We start from the raw sequence: 15,992 nt of genomic DNA on the forward strand, positions 1-15,992 counted from the left end.
GGAAGACCACAGGGCCAGGGCGGCTACCAGGGAAACCGTGACGGAAGACCACAGGGCCAGGGCGGCTACCAGGGAAATAGACCACAGGGCCAGGGTGGTTACCAGGGAAATAGACCACAGGGTCAGGGCGGTTACCAGGGAAACAGACCACAGGGCCAGGGCGGCTATCAGGGAAATCGTGATGGAAGACCACAGGGCGGCGGCTATCAGGGAAACCGTGATGGAAGACCACAGGGCCAGGGCGGCTACCAGGGAAATCGTGATGGAAGACCACAAGGAGGTCCAGGCGGAAGAAATGGAAGAGATGCCGGAGCTAAGACAGGATCCTTTGATACTCCAATCCAGGCAAAGCCAACCAGCAACCGTGCAACAAAGAATAACTATAAGAATGACAGATTTGATAAAAGAGACAAAGATGATGACAGCGTAAACAAAGGCGCAGTAAAAGGCGGTAAGGGCAAAGCTCCAATCCTGCCACCAACACACAGAGAAGCGAAGGTCGAAGAAGTAAAGACCATCATAATTCCAGAGAGACTGACCATTAAAGAACTGGCAGAAAGCATGAAGCTTACGCCATCAGCCATCGTAAAGAAGCTGTTTTTACAGGGTAAAATCGTCACTTTAAATACAGAAATCGACTTTGAACAGGCAGAAGAGATCGCGATGGAATATGATGTACTCTGCGAAAAAGAAGTGAAAGTAGATGTGATCGAGGAACTGTTAAAAGAGGAAGAAGAAGATGAGAAAGATATGGTTACCAGACCACCGGTTGTTTGTGTTATGGGCCATGTTGATCACGGTAAAACTTCCCTTCTTGATGCAATCCGTCAGACCAGCGTAACCTCCAGAGAGGCAGGCGGTATCACACAGCACATCGGTGCTTATACGGTTGAGGTCAACGGACAGAAGATTACATTTTTAGATACACCAGGACATGAGGCATTTACTGCCATGCGTATGAGAGGTGCTCAGTCCACAGATATCGCAATCCTTGTTGTTGCAGCAGATGATGGAGTTATGCCTCAGACCGTAGAGGCCATTAACCATGCAAAGGCTGCAGGCGTAGAGATTATTGTTGCTATCAACAAAATCGATAAGCCAAGTGCTAACATCGATCGTGCAAAGCAGGAATTATCTGAGCATGAACTGATTTCAGAGGATTGGGGCGGAAGCACTGTCTTTGTACCGGTTTCAGCTCATACAAAGGAAGGTATCAAAGAGCTTCTTGAAATGATTCTTCTTACTTCCGAAGTAAAAGAATTAAAGGCGAATCCAAACCGCCGCGCCAGAGGTCTTATTATTGAGGCAGAGCTTGATAAGGGCAAAGGCCCGGTAGCTACCGTACTGGTACAAAAAGGTACCTTACGTGTTGGTGATACCGTTGCAGCCGGATCCTGTTACGGAAAAGTTCGTGCCATGATGGATGACAAGGGACGTAGAGTAAAAGAAGCAGGCCCATCCACTCCAGTAGAGATTTTAGGTCTGAATGACGTTCCAAATGCAGGAGAAGTCCTGGTTGGAACTGAGACTGAAAAAGAAGCAAGAAGCTTCGCGGAAACATTTATTTCAGAAGGTAAGAATAAATTACTGGAAGATACAAAAGCTAAGTTATCATTGGATGATTTATTCAGCCAGATCAAAGCAGGTACTGTAAAAGAACTGCCGATCATCGTTAAGGCTGATGTACAGGGATCTGTAGAGGCGGTAAAGCAGAGTCTTGTGAAGCTGTCTAATGAAGAAGTTATGGTAAAAGTGATTCATGGCGGCGTTGGTGCCATCAATGAGTCCGACGTATCCCTGGCTTCCGCATCAAACGCTATCATCATTGGTTTTAACGTTAGACCTGATGTAACAGCTAAATCCATTGCGGACCGGGAAAAAGTAGATATGAGACTTTACAAAGTAATCTATCAGGCGATTGCAGATGTGGAATCAGCCATGAAGGGTATGCTTGATCCGATCTTTGAGGAGCAGGTTACTGGTCACGCCATTGTCCGCCAGACCTTTAAAGCATCTGGTGTAGGTACAATCGCAGGTTCCTATGTAATGGATGGTAAATTCGTAAGAGGCTGCAGCGTTCGTATTACAAGGGCTGGAGAAAAGATTTACGAAGGACCGTTAGCATCCTTAAAGAGATTTAAAGATGATGTAAAAGAAGTAGCAACCGGTTACGAGTGTGGTCTTGTATTTGAGAAGTTTAACGATATCCAGGAAGACGATATGATCGAAGCATATACCATGGTGGAGGTTCCCCGCTAGGAACCACTCCACCTGGATTTTAGAAAGATGAGCCCGTTTTTGCGGGCTGGTCTTTTTGAAAATGTGGATGAAAAGCGAAAGGAATAACATGCGTAAAAACAGTATAAAGAATACAAGAATCAATATGGAAGTCCAGAGGGAGTTAAGCCAGATTATCCGTCTGGAAATCAAGGATCCTAGAATTCACCCTATGACAACTGTAGTTGCTGTTGAGGTAACTCCAGACTTAAAATTCTGTAAGGCTTATATCAGTATTCTGGGAGATGAGGAAGCCGGCAAAGCGACCATTGAAGGTTTAAGGAGCGCAGAAGGCTATATCCGCAGAGAACTGGCAAGAAGAGTCAATCTTCGAAACACACCTGAAATTAAATTCATTCTGGACCAGTCCATTGAGTATGGCGTCAACATGTCCAGACTGATTGAAGAGGTTACAAAAGACATCAAAGATTAAGGAGGTGCACCTTTGAGTTACCTTGATACAATCCTTGAAGATGTAAAGAATGCGGCCATTATGGGCCATGTCAGACCAGATGGGGACTGTGTAGGTTCCTGTCTGGCAACATATAATTACTTAACAGAAAACTATCCTCAGATAGAGACGGTGGTATATCTTGAGAAGCCGTCGGAGAAATTTAACTATCTAAAACATTTTGACCGTATTGTCAGTGATTTTTCCAAAGACAAGGAGTATGACCTGTGCATTTGTCTTGACTGCAGCGATACCCTTCGCCTTGGAGAAGCGGTGAAGTATTTAAATACGGCAAAGAAAAGCATCTGTGTAGACCACCACATTACAAACATCGGCTATGCCGGTGAAAACATTGTGGAAGGACATTCCAGCTCGACCTGTGAAGTGCTTTACGGCCTTCTTGATGAAGCTAAGATCAGCAGGGAAGTGGCAGAATGTATCTATACCGGCATCATTCATGATACCGGAGTATTCAAATATGACTCTACATCCAGAAAGACCATGGAAATAGCCGGAAAGCTGATGGAAAAAGGAATTAATTTTTCCAGAATCATCGATGACAGCTTTTACCGAAAAACATATATACAGAATCAAATTCTTGGAAGGGCACTGCTGGAAAGCATAACCTTTCATGACAGCCAATGTATCTTCAGTGCGATCAGCAAGAAAGACATGGAGTTTTACGGTGTCTCAGGAAGTGATATGGATGGAATCATTGACCAGCTTCGGATAACGGAAGGTGTGGAATGTGCCATCTTCATGTATGAGACTGCCTGCAGAGAATATAAAGTAAGTCTTCGTTCCACGTCTGATCTTGATGTGAGCAAAATCGCTGTATACTTTGGCGGAGGCGGTCATAAAAAGGCTGCTGGCTGTACAATGACAGGAAGCGTTCACGATGTGATTAACAATCTATCGGATCAGATCGTAAAACAGCTTAATTAGGAGAAACGGACGATGGCAGACGGCATCATCAATGTGTATAAAGAAAAAGGATTTACCTCTCATGACGTCGTGGCGAAAATGAGAGGTATTTTAAAGCAGAAAAAAATAGGACATACCGGTACGTTAGATCCCATGGCAGAAGGAGTTCTTCCTGTCTGTCTTGGTAAGGCTACCAAGCTCTGTGATATGCTGACGGATAAGACGAAAACATATGAAGCGGTCTTACTTCTTGGAAAAGAAACCGATACCCAGGATGTGACAGGGACGGTTCTGGCAGAATACCCGGTTCACAGGGAGGAAGATGAGGTCCGGGAAGCGGTATTAAGCTTTCTGGGTCATTATGACCAGATTCCCCCAATGTATTCCGCGCTGAAAGTAGATGGCAAGAAGCTTTATGAGCTTGCCAGAGCAGGAAAAGAAGTGGAACGGAAGGCAAGACCGGTAGAAATTCTTAACATACGGGTGGATAAGATAGAGCTTCCCAGAGTCACTATGACAGTGACCTGTTCCAAGGGAACTTATATCCGTACCCTTTGCTATGATATTGGAAGAAAGCTGGGCTGCGGCGGCTGTATGGAGTCACTAATCCGTACCCAGGTCTCAGGCTTTTGTCTGGAGGAGAGTCTGACTCTGTCCCAGATAGAAGCGTTTAGAGACGAAGGAACCTTAGGAGAACGTATCCTTGCCGTGGACAAGGTATTTGAGGATTATCCCGCCATTATCATGAAGCAGGAGTTTGATAAACTGGTTCATAATGGTAACCCATTTTACAATCACCAGGCGGAAGGTTCCGTCCCGGATCATGGTCCGGTGAGAGTTTATGACAGTGAGAATCATTTTATTGGAGTTTATGAGCCTGACACAGAAAAGAACTTGCTTAAGCCCCAAAAGGTATTTCTGGGAGGAAAATAAGGATGAAGTATATAACCGGAACCAGGAAATTTCAGATCGAAGAACCATCAGTGGTCACACTTGGAAAGTTTGACGGACGCCACAGGGGCCACCAGAAGCTTCTTCGGGAAATGGCAGAAGTAAAAAAGGAAAAAGGGTATCAGATTGCCGTTTTTACCTTTGACATGTCACCAAGTATCCTGGATTCAGAAAGCACGCAGCAGGTCATTACTACGAATCTGGAGAGAAAAAATAATCTGGAGCGAATCGGCATCGACTATCTGGTAGAATACCCCTTTACCATGGAAACGGCTCATATGGACCCGGAGGAATTTGTAAAGGAAATACTGGTAGGTCAGATGAATGCAAAGACCATAGTAGTCGGCACGGACTGCACCTTTGGCTATCTTGGGGCAGGAAATGCGGACAGCCTAAATCAGTGGAAAGACCGGTATGGATACGAATTAATTGTCATTCAAAAAGAAAAGGATGATCACCGTGATATCAGCAGTACATACATCAGAGAGCTGCTGGATGCCGGAAATATGGAAAAGGCCAATGAGCTCTTAGGTGAGCCTTACTCCATTCATGGAAACGTAGTTCATGGCAATCATCTGGGAGGGCCAGTGTTAGGCTTTCCTACAGCCAATATTGTACCGGAGCCAGAAAAACATCTGCCCACCTTCGGCGTTTATGTATCCAGAGTCTATATAGAAGGCTGTTATTATGGAGGGATCACCAACATCGGAAAGAAGCCCACCGTGGAAGGTGGATCCCCCGTAGGAGCAGAAACTTACATTTATGGTATAAATAGGGATATTTATGGAAAGACTATAGAAGTACAGCTATTGCACTTCGTCCGCCCAGAACGGAAATTTGACGGATTGGAGCAGTTAAAAGTGCAGATAGAAAAAGACAGGGACTATGGAAGGGAGTATTTAAAGAGCCGTTCCACGGAACTCAATATCCAATTGTAAAGGAAAGGCGGTCACACCGCCTGGTTAAAAATGAATAACTTGCGAAGGAACGTGCATATGACTGACAAAGCATGGAAAGTGCTGGGCTTCGCGATCGCATGCGGCAGCGCCGTATGGATTGCAACAGCAGATGTGCAGGCCGCAGGAACCAAGACGACTGTGACTACCGGTACTCCGGTAGCTGGTATCGATGTCTATATGGACAAATACCAGGAAAATACCAAACAGAAGTCAGGAGAAAACCCGGCCGATCTTACGCAGGAAAAAATGAGAATAGGAACCTTTCAGACCATATTCAGTAACCTTGGAGTGGCGGTCGTAGAAGATTCCTTGAATATCAGAAAAGAACCAAAGAATGATGCGGAAATCGTAGGAAAATTAAGAAGCCATTCCGGAGCCAGCGTGCTGTCGGAGGAAAATGGCTGGTATAAGATAAAATCAGGGCAGATCACTGGTTATGTGTATGGACAGTATCTGGCGACAGGAAAAGAAGCAAGGGCCATCGCCTATTATGATATGAAGCTAATGCTTCGTGTTAACACCGATACCCTTCGTGTCAGAAACCAGCCAGGTACCGATGCTCAGATTTTAGGAAGAATCCATGAGGGAGAAACCTATCGGTTCCTTTCTGGAAGTGATGGCTGGGCCAAGATAGAATATAAGGGCCAGACTGCCTATGCCTATGTGCCGGAATTTGCCACCATAGCTTACACCATACCGGAAGCAGAGAAAAACAGTGACATGCGTACCCAGGTTGTAAATTATGCGGTTAATTTCGTTGGAAAGCCTTATAGGTGGGGAGGTACCGATCCAAATACCGGTGCAGACTGTTCTGGTTTCGTCCAGTATGTTATGGAGCATGCGGCAGGAGTACAGCTTGACAGAACTTCGAGACAACAGGCGGCAGAGGGAGAGGCAATTCCAGCCTCCAACATGGAGCCGGGAGACTTGTTGTTCTATTCCAGCGGAAGCCAGATCGACCATGTGGCTATGTATATCGGAAAAGGCCAGATCGTTCATGCAGCAAACCGAAGAAGCGGGATTAAAATTTCCTCGTGGAATTACAGGAAACCGGTTACCATACGCCGGGTGATCCAATAGTGAGACTTAATAAAAGATCCATATACGACCGCACATGTAAAAGAAAAGGAACTGTAACCATTTAGCCGTTTATGAGGGCTTTGTGGTCACAGTTCCTTTTTCATGTATCATTTTAGAATAAATTTCTTTTAGTTACCGTATACCTTCCATTCAAGGATACCGGTAGAGCTGGTTCCTTTTGATTCCATAACAATGGAAATGGCATAGGTTGAGACAGGAGTAAAGGTCGTGGTGTTATATTGATTGGTCTTTGTTCCAAGGCCCTTTGGATTCTTTATATCCTGCCATGCACTTCCATCCCAGTAATACATACGGTAAGATGCGGGAACATCAATTCCCTGTCCATCTTTAAACCAATAAATATCACTGCCTGTGATGGTATGGGGCTCATTAAATGTATACTGTACCCATTGAGAACCGGTCTCCGGCCAGTTACCGTAAACAGCAGCGCTTCTGTCATTTGAGTTAGCTGGATCAATTCCATCATTTAAAGCACTGATGCTTTCCCAATCAGAAACGTAGGAGCCTGTAGGAGCAGCTAATCCGGCGATGTTCTTTTGCTGTGGGTCAGGATCTGGGTCCGGGTCAGGATTCTGACCGTTGGAGGCCTGAACAAATGTCATCTCAGAACCCACATTGCTGATCTGGGATAGTTCAAGCCCTGAGGCTGACTGATTCCACCATTTGGAATTTGGTGCCGTGTTGCTGGTAAAGGAATCCTTGTATCCTTTCCGGAATAAGTCTCCTCTGTTTCCGCCGTTTCTATTTCTCTCCATATCATAATTTCCATCGGCCTGTTCCAGGGAAACTAAATAATGATTGCTTGATGTCATTTGATTACTGGAGTTATTTCCTTTTTCATCAATATGCCAGATGGCCAGTCCTGCATCAGGCAGGTCTGCATATCTGCCGGTTTTCTGGAGGTTCTCAATGAGGAAATATTCGTTTGACTGATTGCCGGACCATCTGTAGGCATAGGAATTACCATTGCCGTCAGAGACTGCAGCAAACTTGGTTCCTGCATTGTATTCATTCATATTTATGGGAAGGTTCCAGCGTGATATCACATTTCTGCAATATGGATCTGGTGGAACCGGATTTTTGTCATTTGCCACGGTACTCATTAAGCTGTACATACCAGTGCCCTGGGAATCACCATCGTAATCATAAAGATCCGGATATCCGTATATCATATGACCGCTTTCATGGCAGATGGTATAAAGAGACAAATCCCGTCCGATGTTAGTCATCTCATATTTCTGGATTCTGGCTCCATTGATATAATCAGACTTTGGATACCAGGCTTGATGAGGCCACAATCCCTTTGCCCAGCCTGCATCCGGAGTCCCGGCATAAAGAATGTTCACAGCTTTTAAGTATCCTTTAGAATCTGTCGTTAAAGAGGAAAGGTTATATCCAGAGCTTTTGAGCCACTGAAATACTTCTTCTGCAAACTCATTGGATTTTGCGTAGGAGCCTGTCTGCTCGTAAATGTCATCATAATATGTTTTTGGATGCTTTGCCGTATAGAATCCAATTAAATTATTGGTATAGGTGACTCTGCCGCCTGAGACATCATAATAATAATCTTTCACAGACCCATTGTTGTTAAAGCCTCTATACCCAGTTTCGTTGAAGAAGCGTTCTATTTCGGATTGGGAAATATCGCTTTTTTTATCTGGGAAATCAACCAGGATCGTCAGTCCCTTCACATCACCAGATGCCGCTACCTTGGAATCCAGCAGTGAATTTTCAAAACTGTATTCTGATTTAGGCGTATTTTTAAAATCATTTCCATGAAGCTTGTTCCTCACTTCATCCGCCTGTTCCCTGATTGCCTCACTCTTGATTTTTAAATGCTTTTGAAGGCCGCCGCCTCCCCGCTGAGGCTCATCATTAGAGTTAGTGCTACCATCGTTTGTCTTGTAAACCGTTCCCGTGGACACATAGTCTGTCTGGTCATCGTTTAATTCAGCATAGCAGATCCAGCCGTTATCATCACGGATCAGCGTATATCCGTCCGGGCTTTCAATATGCTGATAATATTCATCTCCCGTAATGGATACGGAAACCTTGGTTCCATCAGGCTGTGCTAATTCAAACTCTTTGTTGTTGTAAGGAGCAGCCAGAACAGCGTAGTTCGTCATGGAAGACAAGGATACTACAGCTAATCCAGTTGCGAGTAGCTTAATCATTTTACTCATTCATTTTCCCCTTTGCTTTTTTCTTTCGTAATAAACATAATTTCCTTTCAAATACTATTTTAAAATTCACATGGGAATCACCTCCTTAAATTTATTTATTACATGAAATTATTATCGAATTTATATTGCAATAGTTAATAAAATGGATTGAATATTAAGAATTATTAATGATATAGTTATATTTGCAAACATGTTGTTAAAAAACATAATATTAGTTAAACAAATTAGGGTTTTTGTCGAATAGAAGAGAAGAAAAAAGAAGCCATTGTTCCATAAGCAATCATTCACTTATGGAGCAATGGCTCCTTATCATTAGTTTTTCTTTTTACCAAGGTAAGCTGCTTTCACTGATTCATCAGCCAGAAGCTCTTTACCGGCACCGGATAAGGTGATTCTTCCGGTTTCCAGTACATATCCGATATCAGCCGTGTGAAGGGCCATATTGGCATTCTGTTCGATTAAAAGTACGGTCACGCCCTTTTTATTGATTTCCTTAATGATGGAGAACAAGTCCTTAACGATAAGAGGTGCAAGTCCAAGGGAAGGTTCATCCATCATGAGGATTCTGGGGTGGCTCATTAAGGCTCTTGCGACTGCAAGCATCTGCTGCTCACCGCCGGATAAGGTTCCGGAGAGCTGCCAGCTTCGTTCCTTTAACCTTGGAAACAGGCTGTAGACCCAGTTGATATCGTCTTCCAGGCTGTCGTTTCTTAAATAAGCCCCGATCTTAATGTTTTCAAGTACGGTCATATCGGGAAATACATGACGGCCTTCCGGTACAAGAGCAATGCCCTTGGATACCACCTGAGTGGTATCAAGTCCGATGAGCTCTTCTCCATCGAGAGTAATGCTGCTTCCGGCAGAAGGCTTTACAAGGCCTACAATGGAGCGGAGCGTGGTACTTTTACCGGCGCCGTTGGCACCGATCAGGGTTACAATGCTTTTATCCGGCACTTCAAATGAAATGCCCTTAACGGCTTCAATGCCCCCGTAGTTCACTTTTAAATTCTCAATCTTCAGCATCGTCACTCACCCCCAGATATGCTTCAATAACCCGTTCGTTATTCTGGATTTCTTCCGGTGTTCCCTGTGCAATCAGTTTTCCAAAATCCAGTACATAGATACGGTCTGAGATCTGCATGACCAGATCCATATGGTGTTCAATCATAAAAACAGTCAAATGATAGGTGTCCCGGATCTGTTTGATAAAATCCGTAAGCTCCTGAGTCTCCTGTGGATTCATACCAGCCGCAGGCTCATCAAGGAGAAGAAACTTCGGCTCGGTAGCCAGAGCTCTTGCGATCTCCAGACGTCTTTGCAGACCATAGGGGAGAGAAGAGGCAATCTCATCCTTTAAGTGGAGAAGATTCTGCTCCTCCAAAAGTGCGGTGGCCTCTGCACGCATCCGTTCTTCCTCTTTACGGTTTAAACGGAGAGTGGCGGAAAATACATTTTGTCTGGCCCGCATATGCTTTGCAATAAGAACATTGTCGAATACAGTAAGCTGACCAAATAAACGAATGTTCTGAAAGGTTCTGGCGATTCCCTTCTGGGTAATCTTATCCGGTGTGTTTCGGATAATGGAAATGGGTCTGGGAGTTACTTCACCTAAGTATGTTTTCTCCGCTTTCCCCTTGGGAGTATTAGAGAGAATGGTCTCTCCCATAAAATCCACCTTACCGAAGGTAGGCTCATAGATACCGGTAACACAGTTAAAGGCAGTTGTTTTTCCAGCGCCGTTGGGACCGATGAGTGCCACGATTTCGCCTTGGTTCACATCAAGAGTCAGTCCGTTGACAGCCACAACGCCGCCAAACTGCATGGTAACATCCTCCATATGGAGGACATTGACTGGAGTTTTTGCTTCCGCTGACATTATATGTTTTCCCCCTTATGTGTTTTATTTTTCCTCTTTAATCTGTCTGGAATGCTGCGGATCAGCCTTCCAAGGCCTTCCCATGAAAATTCATTGCTTCCCATGATTCCACGGCGGTAGAAGAGCACCACTGCCATAAGAAGAATGGAGAAGATGACCATACGAAAGCCGGAACGGAACAGAGGAATGTCAATGCCTCCAATGGTAAGAGGATTGTCAAAGAAACGAAGCCATTCTCTTCCGGCAGTAACTAAAAATGCACCGATAACGCTTCCTGTAATGCTTCCGATTCCACCAAGCACTACGATAAGAAGAATGTCGTAGGTCAAATTAATGGAGAAGGTCTTAGAATCGATGGAGCGCATGAAAATAGCAAGAAGACCACCGCCAACTCCTGTAAAGAAGGAGGAAATTACAAAAGCCAGCTGTTTATAACGGAATAAGTTAAGTCCCATAGCCTGAGCAGCCACCTCATCCTCACGAAGAGCCTTAAATGCACGGCCATAAGAGGAATTGATCAAAAGCACCATAAGGAGGATGCAGAGGGCGCATAAGCCAAAGGCCACAAAAAGGTTTGGAAAGCCTGGGATATTTTTAAGTCCGTAGGAACCATTGGTAATCTTATTAAGCTGTGGAGCAGAAATTACGGCACGAATGATCTCAGAAAAACCAAGGGTAGCAATGGCTAAATAATCACTTTTTAAACGAAGCACCGGAATCCCGATTAAGGCAGCAATGGCAGCGGAAAAAACTCCTGCCAGAATGAGTGCCAGCCAGAAGGGACACTGGATATTTGCAATGGCTGGCGCAATACCGTCTACATAATAAACGCTTGCGCGGTTGTCTACGGGGATTGTAAGAATGGCTACCGTATAAGCACCGATTGCCATAAATCCGGCCTGACCCAAGGAAAAGAGTCCGGTAAATCCGGTGAGCAGGTTCATGGAAACAGCTACCACCGCATAGATGGCACTTCGTTCCAGAATGGAAATCTGATAGCTGTACTGAGCACTGTTAGCCTGTAAAATACCCAGGATTCCAATGACAAATAAAAGGGCGATCAGGGTATAGAGTCTGTTTTTGGATATTGCTTTTTTCTTCATAAATGACACCTCACACTTTATCGGTTGTTTTCTCACCGAACAAGCCAGTAGGTTTGATCAGGAGAATGGCAATTAACAGAACAAAGGTAAATGCATCGCTGAAGGTGGAATACCCGGTTGCGACCAGGGCAGTTTCTCCAATTCCCAGGATAAAGCCGCCGATGACGGCGCCTGGAATGCTGCCGATTCCTCCGAATACCGCAGCTACGAAGCACTTTAAGCCCGGCAGTGAGCCGGAGAATGGAAACACGGTCATACGGTCTGTAAAATAGAGGATAGAGCCGACAGCAGCTAAAAGAGAACCGATTGCAAAGGTAAAGGTAATGATCCGATTAATCTTGATTCCCATTAAAGAGGCAGTATCGTAATCCTTTGCCACTGCACGCATCGCCATACCGATCTTTGTTTTGTTGATCAGGACCATAAGAACATACACAATAATGAGAGTCAGTACCGGTGTTAAGAAGGTAACGAAGGAAGCAGAAAGCCCCCCGATCTGATAAATCTTCTTTAAGACCGGAAGCTCAGGATATCCCTTTGGAAGGGCAGTAAATAAGTATGTAGCAAGATTTTGCAGGAGGTAGGAAACACCGATGGCCGATATCATAACAGACATTCTTGGAGCGGAGCGAAGGGGGCGGTAAGCGACCCGTTCAATGGATACGCCAAGAACAACGGTGATGAAGAGAACCAGAGGAATGGAAATGAACCATGGAAAACTTGCCATGGCAAATATCATGAAATAGCCTGCCATCATAAAAATATCGCCATGAGCGAAGTTTATGAGGCGAAGGATTCCGTAAACCAGCGTATAGCCAATGGCTATGAGGGCATATGCACCGCCAAGGGAAATACCGGTCAGGCACTGCTGTAAAAAGGTTGAAAGACTCATGTGGCGAAAGGCCTCCTATCTGTGAAGTATGTGGAAAAAGTACCCGTTACAAATGGAACGAGTGGGGAAGGAAATGCGTCCCCACTCATCCGGTGATGTTTGCATCATTGCGATGTAAGTTATTATTTTACGGTAGTTGTTGTCAGGAATTTGAACTTTCCGTTCTCAACGGTCTTAATAAATGCCATATCCTTTTTTGCATCTCCGTTTTCGTCAAAGGAGATATTACCGGTAACGCCTTCAATGGATACTCCCTTTAAAGCGTCTTTAATCTTTTCACCATCGGTGGAACCAGCGGTTTCAATTGCCTTTAATGCGCTTAAGTAAGCGTCATAGCCAAGAGCAGATACGGCTGGAATGATCTCATCCTGCTTGTTTTCCTTTAAGTAGGTTTTGAAACCAGAGATAAAGGAAGCTGCTTCGTCGTTGGCAGGCTCTGCTTCATCAAAGAAAGTAGAAAGAACGATTCCGTCTGCGGAGGTTCCTGCATTCTCAATGACAGTTGAGTTCTCCCAGGTATCACCAGCAGCAATGGTAGCAGTGATTCCAAGCTCACGGGCCTGCTTAATGATGAGAGGAGCCGTTGTAATGGAAGAAGGTGCAAAGATAATGTCAGGATTCTGTGCCTTGATGTTTGTAAGGATAGCCTTAAAGTCTGTCTGGTTTGTCTGGAACTGTTCTTCACTTACCACAGTACCGCCAAGCTTCGTAAAGGAGGTCTTAAAGAAAGAACCAAGTCCGGAAGAGTAATCATCTCCAAGCTGTGTGATAACGGCTGCCTTCTTTGCTCCATTGTCATTGGCATAGTTTGCCATAACAGTTCCCTGGAAGGGATCTAAGAAGCATACACGGAAGTAATAGTCATTTCCCTGGGTAACCTGAGGGTTCGTACAGGAAGCGCCGATCGCCGGAATCTTGGCATCTGCAAAAATCTGTCCGGCCGCAATGGAAACACCGGAACCATAGCTTCCGATCACTGCAGAAACCTTCTCACTTACAAGCTTCTGAGCTGCATTAACAGCTTCTGTTTTATCGGATTTATTATCTACTTCTACTAATACTACTTTATAGTCCTCTCCGCCGATCTTCACGGTTGGGTGAGTTTGGTTGGCGTAACGAACGCCTAAGACTTCCTGGAAGCCGCCGCCGCCGTTTTCTCCGGTGGTTGGCTCAAATACACCAATTTTTACAACCTTTTCGCCGCTGTTTGAAGATCCTGAGGAACCTGAGCTGCTGCAGCCGGCAACGAGAGAAGCACTTAAGCAAGCAGCAAGAGTAAGAGCAAAAACTTTTTTCAATTTCATAAAACATATCCTCCTTATTGTGTATCTCCTGTGAGTACAACTGTCTTCCCTGCGGACACACGTTGCATATTATTATAGCAGAAGATGAGAAAAGTGCAAGAAAAAATTAAAAGAAAATAATAATTTAAAGTAAATTCCTATTTTCGCAAAATAAAAATGGAGCCAGATTCTTAGAAAGAACCTGAACTCCATCGTTCGGTGTCATTATTTTTTATTTTCAACTGCTGCCTTGATGAAATCACGGAACAGCGGGTGAGGTCTGTTTGGTCTTGACTTAAACTCCGGATGGGCCTGTGTTGCGACAAACCAGGGGTGTGCCGGGATTTCTACCATCTCAACGATCCGTCCGTCTGGAGAGATACCGGAAAGCTTCATTCCAGCCTTCGTTAATTCCTCACGGTAATGGTTATTTACCTCATAACGGTGCCTGTGGCGTTCGTGAATCAGTTCTTCTCCATATACCTCATAGGATTTGGAAGACTTGTCCAGAACACAAGGATAAGAACCAAGGCGAAGAGTTCCGCCAATATCCTCGACATCATTTTGGTCTGGCATTAAATGAATCACAGGATGAGTGGTATCCATATCAAGCTCTGAAGTATGGGCATCGGCAAAACCGACTACATTACGGGCAAATTCCACGATGGCCATCTGCATGCCAAGGCAAATGCCAAGGAATGGAATGTTATGTTCGCGGGCATATTGTATGGAAGAAATCTTTCCTTCGATTCCACGGCTACCAAAGCCTCCCGGAACAAGAATACCATTGACATCGCTGAATAATTCATCTGCATTCTCGTTGGTAACGAGTTCAGAATCTACCCATTTAATGGTAACGTCGGCACGGTTATATACGCCGCCGTGTTTTAATGCCTCGACAACGGAAATATAAGCGTCATGGAGCTGAATGTATTTGCCTACTAATGCAATGGTCACTTCCTTTTCCGGATGCTTCCAGTTATCAATCATGGCAGCCCATTCTGTTAAATCAGGAGTAGGACATGGGAGCTTTAAACATTCGCATGCGACCTGAGCCAGATGTTCTTCTTCCATAACAAGGGGAAGTTCATATAATACCTCAACATCCAGGTTCTGGATTACGTGAGTCTTGGGGACATTACAGAATTGTGCGATTTTGCTTCGGATTCCGTCATCAAGGGGCTGTTCGGAACGGCATACGATGATGTCGGGCTGGATACCCATTCCCTGTAAATCTTTTACACTGGCCTGGGTCGGTTTGGTTTTTAGTTCTTCGGAAACTTTCAGATATGGAACCAGGGTCACGTGGATTAGCATTGCATTCTCGCGGCCTACTTCATGTTGGAATTGGCGGATCGCCTCTAAGAAAGGCTGGCTTTCGATGTCGCCTACTGTTCCGCCTACTTCTATGATAGCAATTTCTGTTTCGGAGGAATTGTGGTTGTGGTGGAAACGGCTTTTTATTTCGTCGGTAATATGAGGGATAACCTGTACGGTGCCTCCCCCGAAGTCGCCCCGTCGTTCACGGGTCAATACGGTCCAATAAACCTTTCCAGTTGTAACGTTGGAATTCTTGGTCAGGCTCTCATCGATAAAACGTTCGTAGTGGCCAAGATCTAAATCTGTTTCTACTCCATCTTCTGTCACGAAAACCTCTCCATGCTGAACGGGATTCATGGTACCTGGATCAATATTAATATAAGGATCGAATTTCTGCATGGTGACTTTATAGCCCCGGGCTTTTAACAGTCGACCAAGCGATGCTGCGGTAATACCTTTGCCAAGTCCGGACACAACGCCTCCGGTGACAAATACGTATTTCACTGACATAACAGTGTAACCTCCTTCTGTGGTGATGGTATGGGGATGTTTTCAAAAAAACGATTATACACCTATTCAAAAAAAAAATCCAGAGCCAAACATAAAAAACTAAAATAATTAAGTGGAAATTTTTTGGGTGGATTATATTTATATGGAAGTGGTTGGAATTTC

Annotated in this window: 13 protein-coding genes; 6 read left to right on the plus strand and 7 right to left on the minus strand. The window is 44.7% G+C overall.

The window, feature by feature from the left end; all coding sequences use genetic code 11:
- The 6 genes from infB to T546_RS0120770 all read left to right on the plus strand — a co-directional run.
- Positions 1 to 2,259: translation initiation factor IF-2 (infB, locus tag T546_RS24125; protein ID WP_034600173.1), on the plus strand; the 2,259-nt coding region annotated here is incomplete at its 5' end.
- 88 nt (positions 2,260 to 2,347) lie between these two features.
- The gene (gene rbfA, locus T546_RS0120750) at positions 2,348 to 2,710 is read left to right on the plus strand and encodes a 30S ribosome-binding factor RbfA (RefSeq protein ID WP_026893272.1); all 363 of its coding nucleotides are present in this window, start codon (positions 2,348 to 2,350) and stop codon (positions 2,708 to 2,710) included.
- Between the two features lie 12 nt (positions 2,711 to 2,722).
- Positions 2,723 to 3,673: a DHH family phosphoesterase gene (locus tag T546_RS0120755; protein WP_026893273.1), complete on the plus strand. Its 951-nt coding sequence runs from the start codon at positions 2,723 to 2,725 to the stop codon at positions 3,671 to 3,673.
- Positions 3,674 to 3,685: 12 nt separating this feature from the next.
- A complete protein-coding gene (gene truB / locus T546_RS0120760; RefSeq protein ID WP_026893274.1) occupies positions 3,686 to 4,585 on the plus strand; it encodes a tRNA pseudouridine(55) synthase TruB in 900 nt (299 codons plus the stop codon).
- Positions 4,586 to 4,587: 2 nt separating this feature from the next.
- Complete coding sequence (locus tag T546_RS0120765; protein ID WP_026893275.1) at positions 4,588 to 5,541, plus strand: bifunctional riboflavin kinase/FAD synthetase; 954 nt, start codon at positions 4,588 to 4,590, stop codon at positions 5,539 to 5,541.
- Between the two features lie 57 nt (positions 5,542 to 5,598).
- On the plus strand, positions 5,599 to 6,642 hold the full coding sequence (locus T546_RS0120770; protein WP_026893276.1) for a C40 family peptidase: 1,044 nt from the start codon (positions 5,599 to 5,601) through the stop codon (positions 6,640 to 6,642).
- 128 nt (positions 6,643 to 6,770) lie between these two features.
- Here T546_RS0120770 and T546_RS0120775 read toward each other — a convergent pair whose 3' ends face one another.
- The 7 genes from T546_RS0120775 to T546_RS0120805 form a co-directional block, all read right to left on the minus strand.
- The gene (locus tag T546_RS0120775) at positions 6,771 to 8,846 is read right to left on the minus strand and encodes a M6 family metalloprotease domain-containing protein (RefSeq protein WP_026893277.1); all 2,076 of its coding nucleotides are present in this window, start codon (positions 8,844 to 8,846) and stop codon (positions 6,771 to 6,773) included.
- A gap of 312 nt (positions 8,847 to 9,158) precedes the next feature.
- The gene (locus T546_RS0120780) at positions 9,159 to 9,869 is read right to left on the minus strand and encodes an ABC transporter ATP-binding protein (protein WP_026893278.1); all 711 of its coding nucleotides are present in this window, start codon (positions 9,867 to 9,869) and stop codon (positions 9,159 to 9,161) included.
- Positions 9,856 to 10,722, minus strand: coding sequence for an ABC transporter ATP-binding protein (locus tag T546_RS0120785; RefSeq protein WP_026893279.1), 867 nt, complete (start codon positions 10,720 to 10,722; stop codon positions 9,856 to 9,858). Before T546_RS0120785 ends, T546_RS0120780 begins: the two co-directional genes overlap by 14 nt.
- Positions 10,722 to 11,825 (minus strand): branched-chain amino acid ABC transporter permease, encoded by a 1,104-nt coding sequence (locus T546_RS0120790; protein ID WP_026893280.1) that lies wholly within the window; start codon positions 11,823 to 11,825, stop codon positions 10,722 to 10,724. Before T546_RS0120790 ends, T546_RS0120785 begins: the two co-directional genes overlap by 1 nt.
- Before the next feature lie 10 nt (positions 11,826 to 11,835).
- On the minus strand, positions 11,836 to 12,717 hold the full coding sequence (locus T546_RS0120795) for a branched-chain amino acid ABC transporter permease (RefSeq protein ID WP_026893281.1): 882 nt from the start codon (positions 12,715 to 12,717) through the stop codon (positions 11,836 to 11,838).
- A gap of 122 nt (positions 12,718 to 12,839) precedes the next feature.
- A complete protein-coding gene (locus T546_RS0120800) occupies positions 12,840 to 14,021 on the minus strand; it encodes an ABC transporter substrate-binding protein (RefSeq protein ID WP_026893282.1) in 1,182 nt (393 codons plus the stop codon).
- Between the two features lie 204 nt (positions 14,022 to 14,225).
- On the minus strand, positions 14,226 to 15,830 hold the full coding sequence (locus T546_RS0120805; RefSeq protein ID WP_026893283.1) for a CTP synthase: 1,605 nt from the start codon (positions 15,828 to 15,830) through the stop codon (positions 14,226 to 14,228).
- Between the last annotated feature and the right edge of the window lie 162 nt (positions 15,831 to 15,992).

Source organism: [Clostridium] aerotolerans DSM 5434 (assembly GCF_000687555.1).
GTDB lineage: Bacteria > Bacillota > Clostridia > Lachnospirales > Lachnospiraceae > Lacrimispora > Lacrimispora aerotolerans.

What these genes read in the sequence shown, in the direction of transcription:
- rbfA (WP_026893272.1), top strand. Translation starts at nt 2,348, where the DNA reads ATGCGTAAAAACAGTATAAAGAATACAAGAATCAATATGGAAGTCCAG.
- truB (WP_026893274.1), top strand. Translation starts at nt 3,686, where the DNA reads ATGGCAGACGGCATCATCAATGTGTATAAAGAAAAAGGATTTACCTCT.
- T546_RS0120765 (WP_026893275.1), top strand. Translation starts at nt 4,588, where the DNA reads ATGAAGTATATAACCGGAACCAGGAAATTTCAGATCGAAGAACCATCA.
- T546_RS0120770 (WP_026893276.1), top strand. Translation starts at nt 5,599, where the DNA reads ATGACTGACAAAGCATGGAAAGTGCTGGGCTTCGCGATCGCATGCGGC.
- T546_RS0120775 (WP_026893277.1), bottom strand. Translation starts at nt 8,846, where the DNA reads ATGAGTAAAATGATTAAGCTACTCGCAACTGGATTAGCTGTAGTATCC.
- T546_RS0120780 (WP_026893278.1), bottom strand. Translation starts at nt 9,869, where the DNA reads ATGCTGAAGATTGAGAATTTAAAAGTGAACTACGGGGGCATTGAAGCC.
- T546_RS0120785 (WP_026893279.1), bottom strand. Translation starts at nt 10,722, where the DNA reads ATGTCAGCGGAAGCAAAAACTCCAGTCAATGTCCTCCATATGGAGGAT.
- T546_RS0120790 (WP_026893280.1), bottom strand. Translation starts at nt 11,825, where the DNA reads ATGAAGAAAAAAGCAATATCCAAAAACAGACTCTATACCCTGATCGCC.
- T546_RS0120795 (WP_026893281.1), bottom strand. Translation starts at nt 12,717, where the DNA reads ATGAGTCTTTCAACCTTTTTACAGCAGTGCCTGACCGGTATTTCCCTT.
- T546_RS0120800 (WP_026893282.1), bottom strand. Translation starts at nt 14,021, where the DNA reads ATGAAATTGAAAAAAGTTTTTGCTCTTACTCTTGCTGCTTGCTTAAGT.
- T546_RS0120805 (WP_026893283.1), bottom strand. Translation starts at nt 15,830, where the DNA reads ATGTCAGTGAAATACGTATTTGTCACCGGAGGCGTTGTGTCCGGACTT.